Genomic DNA, 6880 nt, shown 5'->3' on the forward strand with positions numbered 1-6880 from the left:
GCTTCCCTTTCCTATACCCTTCCCGACAACGTGGAAAATCTCCTTCTCACTGGTACTGGTAATCTTAATGGCACGGGTAATGGCTTAAATAACCAGATTACAGGGAATAGTGGCAATAATAGCCTCAATGGTGCTGCTGGAGTCGATACTTTAACTGGTGGTTTAGGTGCAGATATCTTTATCTTCCAATTTGGTCAATCTACCATATCAACAAGCGATCGTATCACAGATTTTGCCATCAATAGTGATAAAATTGACTTATTAACTCAAGGTGGACTACCCATGAATGCGCCTAGTAGTTTCAGTCGCGCTGCTGATAGCACTGTCACCACTTTACAGAATTTAATCAATCAAGTATTTACTGATGCTAATGGAGCGATTACAGGTAATCAAGGATTAGCGGTTAATAGTGCCGCCTTAGTGCAGGTAACAACCGGTGCAATAGCCGGAACTTACCTCGTTATTAATGATAGCGCGGCTGGCTTCCAATCCAGCAATGATTTATTAATAAATATCACTGGATTTACTGGTGCTTTACCAGCTTTAGGGAGCATTCCAGTGGGTAATTTCTTTATCTAAGTGTCTAAGCTCTCCTTCTAAGTCACCTAGAAAACGGGTTTCTTCAAGAAACTATTTAGAAACCCGTTTTCTGGACTTTAAAACAAAAAAACGTTTCGCTGACAAACTCTATAAAGAACGTAGGTTGGTTTGAAACATGAAACCCAATGCCTGCTCATGTTAAGCTTTTCACGACTACTTATAGTTAATTATGTATTTTTGGCAATTTCGTGTTTATCAGCGTCCTTTGCTGCATCCCCTACAAACCCATCACGGACTCTGGGAAATTAGGGAAGGAATTATTATTCGCTTAGAAGCGGAAGATGGACGTATTGGATGGGGAGAAATTGCTCCTTTACCTGAATTTGGTTCAGAAACATTATCGGCAGCAATATTATTCTGTCAAAGTCTCGAAAATCCCCTATCAATAAATTCAATTTTTTATATTCCTGAACAATTTCCTGCTTGTCAATTTGCCTTTGAATCAGCTTTAGAAGATTTAAGTATAGAAAATCAATCAAGAGAATTAGAACCGAGAAATTATAGTTATTTATTGCCCACTGGTACGGCAGTATTTCCCTGTCTGGATGATATTTTAGCCGCTAATCAAACTAATACTTATAAATGGAAAATTGCGGTCAATTCTCTCAAGCAGGAGTTAACCTTATTTGAAAAATTAATTGACCGATTACCCAGGGAAATTAAATTGCGTTTAGATGCCAATGGGGGATTGAGTATGGCTGACAGTAAAATCTGGTTAAAAATTGCCGATGAATGTCAAATAATTGAATTTATCGAACAACCTTTACCCCCGTCTCAATGGTTAGAAATGTTGCAATTAAGTCAAGATTTTACCACAGGAATTGCTTTAGATGAATCGGTGGCCAATCTTCGACAAATAGAGGAATATTATCAACGGGGATGGCGAGGAATTTTTGTGATTAAACCTGCTATTACCGGTTCAATCCACGGGTTAAGACATCTCTGGGAAAAATATCCCTTAGATTTAGTATTTTCCTCCGTTTTAGAAACTAATATCGGCAGAAAATCCGCTCTACGTCTAGCACAAGAATACCCCAAAAAGGAGCGAGCTTTAGGTTTTGGTGTGCAACAATGGTTTAATAATAGTGACCCCGATTGGTTAGAAAAACTGTGGACGACATCAGCAAACAATTAGCATATCTCAGTCAAAAAGATTGGTTATATGGATACAATAGCCAGAAATTTTATCAATTATATCAGTCCTATTGTCAGAAATTTATCGCCGCAGATAATCCTCGATTAACTATACTGCTTGCTGAAGGCAATCCCCTTAAATTTCTAGCGATATTCTTGGCTGCCGTCAGGTCAAAAAGTTGCCTATTTCTAGCTAATCCTGACTGGAAAACTAACGAATGGCAACAGGTTTTCTCTCTGATGCAACCCGATTATATTTTTGGTGAAAATATCGAGGTTTTTAACCATAATTCTCCTCCTGTCAATCCTTTGACTAATTCTCTGATGATACCCACGGGGGGAACCTCGGGAAAAATTCGCTTTGCTATCCATAACTGGTTAACTTTAACTGCTTCTGTCAAAGGTTTCTCTGAATATTTTCAAGTCGAGCAGGTTAACTCTTTTTGCCTACTGCCTTTATATCATGTTAGTGGTTTAATGCAGTTTCTGAGAAGTTTTTTAACAGAGGGAGATTTTGCTGTTATTTCTTACCATAAAATCAAACAAAAGCGCATAAATAATCTCAATCTTCAAGATTATTTTATCTCTTTAGTACCCACTCAATTACAATTCTTTCTAGAAAATGATCCTCGTTGGTTAGCCAATTTTAAAACAGTTTTACTAGGAGGTTCCCCTGCATGGCCATCTTTACTAGAAAAAGCTAGAGAATATAATATTTCTCTGTCTCCCACCTATGGAATGACGGAAACTGCCTCACAAATTGTCACCCTTAAACCAGAAGATTTTCGACGAGGCAATAATAGTAATGGACAGCTATTACCCCATGCTCAGATAAAAATTAATCCCGATAACCAGAAAATTATTATTGAAGCGAAATCTTTATTTTTAGGCTATTATCCCCATCTTAATCAAGCAAGCTACTTCGAGACCGATGACTTAGGTTACTTCGATGAAAGTGGTTATTTATATATCATTGGTCGCGATAGTCAAAAAATAATTACTGGAGGAGAAAATGTTTATCCTCTTGAGGTAGAAACTGCCATTAGACACACTAATTTAGTTAAAGATGTGGTGGTTTTAGGGTTGCCAGATTCTCGATGGGTACAGGTAATTGTCGCTTTTTATGTCCCCGTTAATTCTCAGATAGACCAGACAATTATTCAATCCCAGATTAAGGATAAATTAGTCAATTATAAACTGCCGAAACATTGGATAAAATTACCAGAGATACCAAAAAGTCCTCAAGGTAAGATTAATCAAACCACTTTAATTAAATTAGCCGAAACTTTTTTGACACCGAGTCAAACCCCAGACGATAATTATAGCTGATCCAAACAGATACTCTAAGGAGAATCTTCAGGATAGTCGATAAATACCCGCTCTCCAACTTTAACCCCATTAAGAACCTGAGTTTTATCGCCGATAACTGGGCCAAGAGTCACCGGACGGAATTTAGGTTTATTCTCCTGGTTAGGAACTAATACCCCAGTCTTGCCATTTTGAGTTAAAACAGCGACATTTGGTACGACTAAAGCCCGAGGAATTGAGAACCCTAAAAGAGTCAGTCTCACATTGTTATTGGGCTGAGTTAGCCTCAGATCATTTTTCAAAGGTAAAGTAATGACAACCTAGTTGATTATTCCAAAGCGTAATTTCTTTCTGAGAGCGGAATTTTCAGATGTTAGTTACGACTGTTAAAAATTAGTATCAGTTGCCTAGTTTTTCTGTTTCTGAGAAGGGTAAGAGGCGATTGGCTTTGCACCCCCCTTTAACCTTGACCATCAATTTAGCATATTTTCTCGGCATTAACTGAGACGTAATATAATTAACTAAAACTTAAGATAATTAACTAAAACTTAAGATAATTAACTGAAACTTAATAAATATTAATAACAAACCTAATGATTAGAACTTTGGCTTTTCTCGAATTTGTGTGATAATCAGTGCTTATCATTCGTAGGAGTTTTGCTAGGCAAGGTTTTGAAGACTATATTTCTGGAAAATTATCCCTATTCTTCTGCTCTGCACACAGAAACGGGAAAAACCAGAGATAGTTATTTCAAAAATGAATGTTAAGTAGGTGGGTGGAATTAAATATAAGATGAACGTAGGTTGGGTTGAAGCATGAAACCCAACGCCCCGATGGGTTACGCTACCGCTAACCCATCCTACAAATGATTGTGCCTCCCTACTTAAAAGTTGATAGCTATCTTGCTAAAGATTGACCGCTCAGGCAATAATGGGAAGGTTTATCATCCCCATTAAAGAATGCTCAACGCTTTTATTTGGCTACCGATTATAGGGGCGATACTGATTGCCTACACGCCTCTAGAGGCGAAAAAAGTGCGCGGATTAGCTCTAACTCTTGCTGTCGTTCTCTTACTGCTTAATATTCTCCTTGGCTGGCAATTTGACCCTAGTAACCCGCAAATGCAGTTCACGGTTAACCTGCCTTGGATTAATTTCCTCGGTTTCAATTATGCCCTCGGTGTCGATGGCTTATCATTTTCATTACTTTTTCTTAACAGCATCTTGACAATAATTGCTCTTTATGCTAGTGGCACAGAGGTTAACCGACCGAAATTTTACTATTCCCTGCTCTTGTTACTCAATGCCGGAGTAGCGGGGGCCTTTCTAGCGCAGGATTTACTGCTATTTTTCCTATTTTACGAATTAGAAATCGTTCCCCTTTACTTTCTCATTGCCATTTGGGGGGGTCAAAGACGCGGTTATGCGGGCATGAAATTTTTATTATACACGGCAATTTCCGGCTTTTTAGTGCTAATCTCTTTCCTTGGCTTAGTTTGGCTAACCGGTGCTGATAATTTCGCCTATAATCCCCTTTTATCGAATAATTTAGACGTTAAAACTCAATTACTGCTCCTTATTCCCCTTCTGATTGGATTAGCCATCAAAATCCCGATTTTTCCCTTTCATACTTGGCTACCGGATGCCCACGTCGAAGCATCTACCCCCGTTTCTGTGCTTTTAGCGGGAATATTACTCAAATTAGGAACCTATGGACTGCTGCGCTTTGGAGTCGGTTTATTCCTCGATGCTTGGGTGACTATCGCCCCTTGGTTAGCAACGATAGCAGCTATCAGCGCCCTCTACGGGGCCAGTTGCGCTATTGCCCAAAAGGATATGAAAAAAGTAGTGGCCTATTCTTCCATTTCCCACATGGCCTATATTTTACTAGCGGCGGCGGCCACCACCAGATTAAGCATCACCGCGGCGATTTTGCAGATGATTAGTCACGGTTTAATTTCCGCTTTGTTATTTTTGTTGGTGGGAGTAGTGTATAAAAAAACCGGCAGTCGGGATGTGGATTATCTACGCGGTTTATTAAATCCCGAAAGAGGTTTACCAATCACGGGAATGTTAATGATTTTAGCGGCTATGGCCAGCGCCGGCATCCCTGGAATGGTGGGATTTATCGCCGAGTTTTTAGTTTTTCGTGGCAGTTTCCCGATTTTTCCGATACAAACGCTCTTATGTTTGGTTGCTAGTGGTTTAACCGCAGTGTATTTTCTCCTGATGATTAATCGGGTTTTCTTTGGCCGTTTAACCCCTGAATTATCGCGCATTCCTCGCAGTACCTGGCCCGAAAGATTTCCCGAAATTGCTTTGGCTTTATTTATTATTGTTTTGGGATTACAACCGAGTTGGATGATTCACTGGAGTGAAAACCAAGCATCAGTGTTATTAACTGGCACGGCAATCAGTCAAAGGCAATCATAGAAACCTTTTCCAGAATTTTTTAAACCTAGACCGAAACTAACTTGTGGATAGGAGCCGAAACGTCAAAAATTTTTGGCTTTGCGGAGGGAATTAACCGTTAAAACCACCTGTTCCCCCACCAGTTCAATTTCTTCTAAAGTATTAAAACGACTCAACCCGAAGCGCAGGGAGGCATAAGCGAGAGATTCGGGGCGACCCAAGGCAGTTAAAACGTGGGAGGGGGCGGTATGGCTAGAAGAACAGGCAGAACCGGAGGAAAGCGCCACTATTGGCTGTAATCCTAACAATAACGCCGCACCGTCCACCCCTTCAATACTAATATTCAAATTTCCGGCTAATCTTTGGCTAGGATGACCATTGAGATAAATTCTGTCTAATTGACTGATAATCTCCCATAAACGGGCTTTTAACTGATTTAAGTAGCCGGTATCTTCTTCAATCGCTTTGATGCCCAATTCTACTGCCTTGGCAAAACCGACAATTTGCGGTGTAAATATTGTACCCGATCGCAGTCCTTTTTCCTGGCCTCCCCCTTGAATTTGAGCGGCGAGACGAACTCTGGGGTTCCGGCGCCGGACGTACAGCGCACCGATTCCCTTCGGTCCGTGGACTTTGTGGGCAGTTAAGGACATCATATCTATATTCATTTCCTCCACATCTAGGGGAATTTTGCCGATTGCTTGGGCCGCGTCCGTATGAAAAAGTACCTGATACTGGCGACAAATCGCCCCAATTGCCGCTAAAGGTTGAATCACCCCAATCTCGTTATTAGCAGCCATAATTGACAGCAAAATCGTGTCAGGACGCAAAGATTTTTCTAGTAGTTCCAAGTCAATTAGGCCATCAGCACCGACGGGTAAAATTGTCACCTCAAAACCCAATTTTTCCAGATAATGACAGGGATCTAAAACGGCGCGATGTTCTGTCACCACCGTAACTATATGCCTTCCCTTGGCGAAATAAGCTTCGGCAACCCCTTTGATGGCCAGGTTATTAGCCTCCGTTGCCCCACTGGTAAAAATAATTTCTTCGGGACTACTATTAATAGCAGCGGCGATTGTTTCTCTTGCCTGTTTAACTGCGGCCTCGGCTGTCCAACCATAGACATGATTAATACTACTGGCATTACCAAAGTGTTCGGTAAAATAGGGCAACATCGCCGCCAGAACCTGCGGCTCCATCGGTGTCGTGGCGTGGCAATCTAGATAAATCGGCTTTTGAGACATATTTTTCCCCCGCGGGGGATTTGGGAAGGAGATATCCTCTGTTTTAAGAGAATCTCTGAAAGTGCATTGCTAATCTATGTTAACAAAAAAGTATCGGATAAGTAGGTAGGCACAATTATTTGTAGGATGGGTTAGCGGTAGCGTAACCCATGCGGGCGTTGGGTTTCATGCTTCAACCC

At 40.8% G+C, this 6880-nt stretch carries 5 protein-coding genes and 1 pseudogene; 4 read left to right on the top strand and 2 right to left on the bottom strand.

From position 1 onward, the window contains the following. From O9290_RS19230 to O9290_RS19240, 3 genes and pseudogenes are all read left to right on the top strand, one after another. On the top strand, window positions 1-579 hold a 579-nt coding region (locus tag O9290_RS19230), incomplete at its 5' end, for a bluetail domain-containing putative surface protein (RefSeq protein WP_288087390.1). A gap of 190 nt (window positions 580-769) precedes the next feature. Further along, on the top strand, window positions 770-1735 hold the full coding sequence (locus O9290_RS19235) for an o-succinylbenzoate synthase (protein ID WP_288059790.1): 966 nt from the start codon (window positions 770-772) through the stop codon (window positions 1733-1735). Further along, window positions 1711-3053, top strand: a pseudogene (locus O9290_RS19240) (2-succinylbenzoate--CoA ligase). Before O9290_RS19235 ends, O9290_RS19240 begins: the two are co-directional and overlap by 25 nt. Window positions 3054-3077: 24 nt before the next feature. Here the strand turns inward: O9290_RS19240 and O9290_RS19245 are convergent. Then, window positions 3078-3344, bottom strand: a complete 267-nt coding sequence (locus tag O9290_RS19245; protein ID WP_288059794.1) for a permuted SH3 domain-containing protein — start codon at window positions 3342-3344, stop codon at window positions 3078-3080. A gap of 658 nt (window positions 3345-4002) precedes the next feature. Between O9290_RS19245 and O9290_RS19250 the strand changes: the two genes are divergently transcribed. Beyond that, window positions 4003-5475 (top strand): NADH-quinone oxidoreductase subunit M, encoded by a 1473-nt coding sequence (locus tag O9290_RS19250; protein WP_288059796.1) that lies wholly within the window; start codon window positions 4003-4005, stop codon window positions 5473-5475. Between the two features lie 62 nt (window positions 5476-5537). Here the strand turns inward: O9290_RS19250 and O9290_RS19255 are convergent, their stop codons facing one another. Beyond that, window positions 5538-6701 (bottom strand): cysteine desulfurase family protein, encoded by a 1164-nt coding sequence (locus O9290_RS19255; RefSeq protein ID WP_288059798.1) that lies wholly within the window; start codon window positions 6699-6701, stop codon window positions 5538-5540. Window positions 6702-6880 lie beyond the last annotated feature (179 nt).

Source organism: Microcystis sp. LE19-41.2A (assembly GCF_027530405.1).
Taxonomy (GTDB): domain Bacteria; phylum Cyanobacteriota; class Cyanobacteriia; order Cyanobacteriales; family Microcystaceae; genus Microcystis; species Microcystis aeruginosa.

Coding starts and splice junctions, on each gene's coding strand:
- O9290_RS19235 (WP_288059790.1), top strand. CDS start 770: ATGTATTTTTGGCAATTTCGTGTTTATCAGCGTCCTTTGCTGCATCCC.
- O9290_RS19250 (WP_288059796.1), top strand. CDS start 4,003: ATGCTCAACGCTTTTATTTGGCTACCGATTATAGGGGCGATACTGATT.
- O9290_RS19255 (WP_288059798.1), bottom strand. CDS start 6,701: ATGTCTCAAAAGCCGATTTATCTAGATTGCCACGCCACGACACCGATG.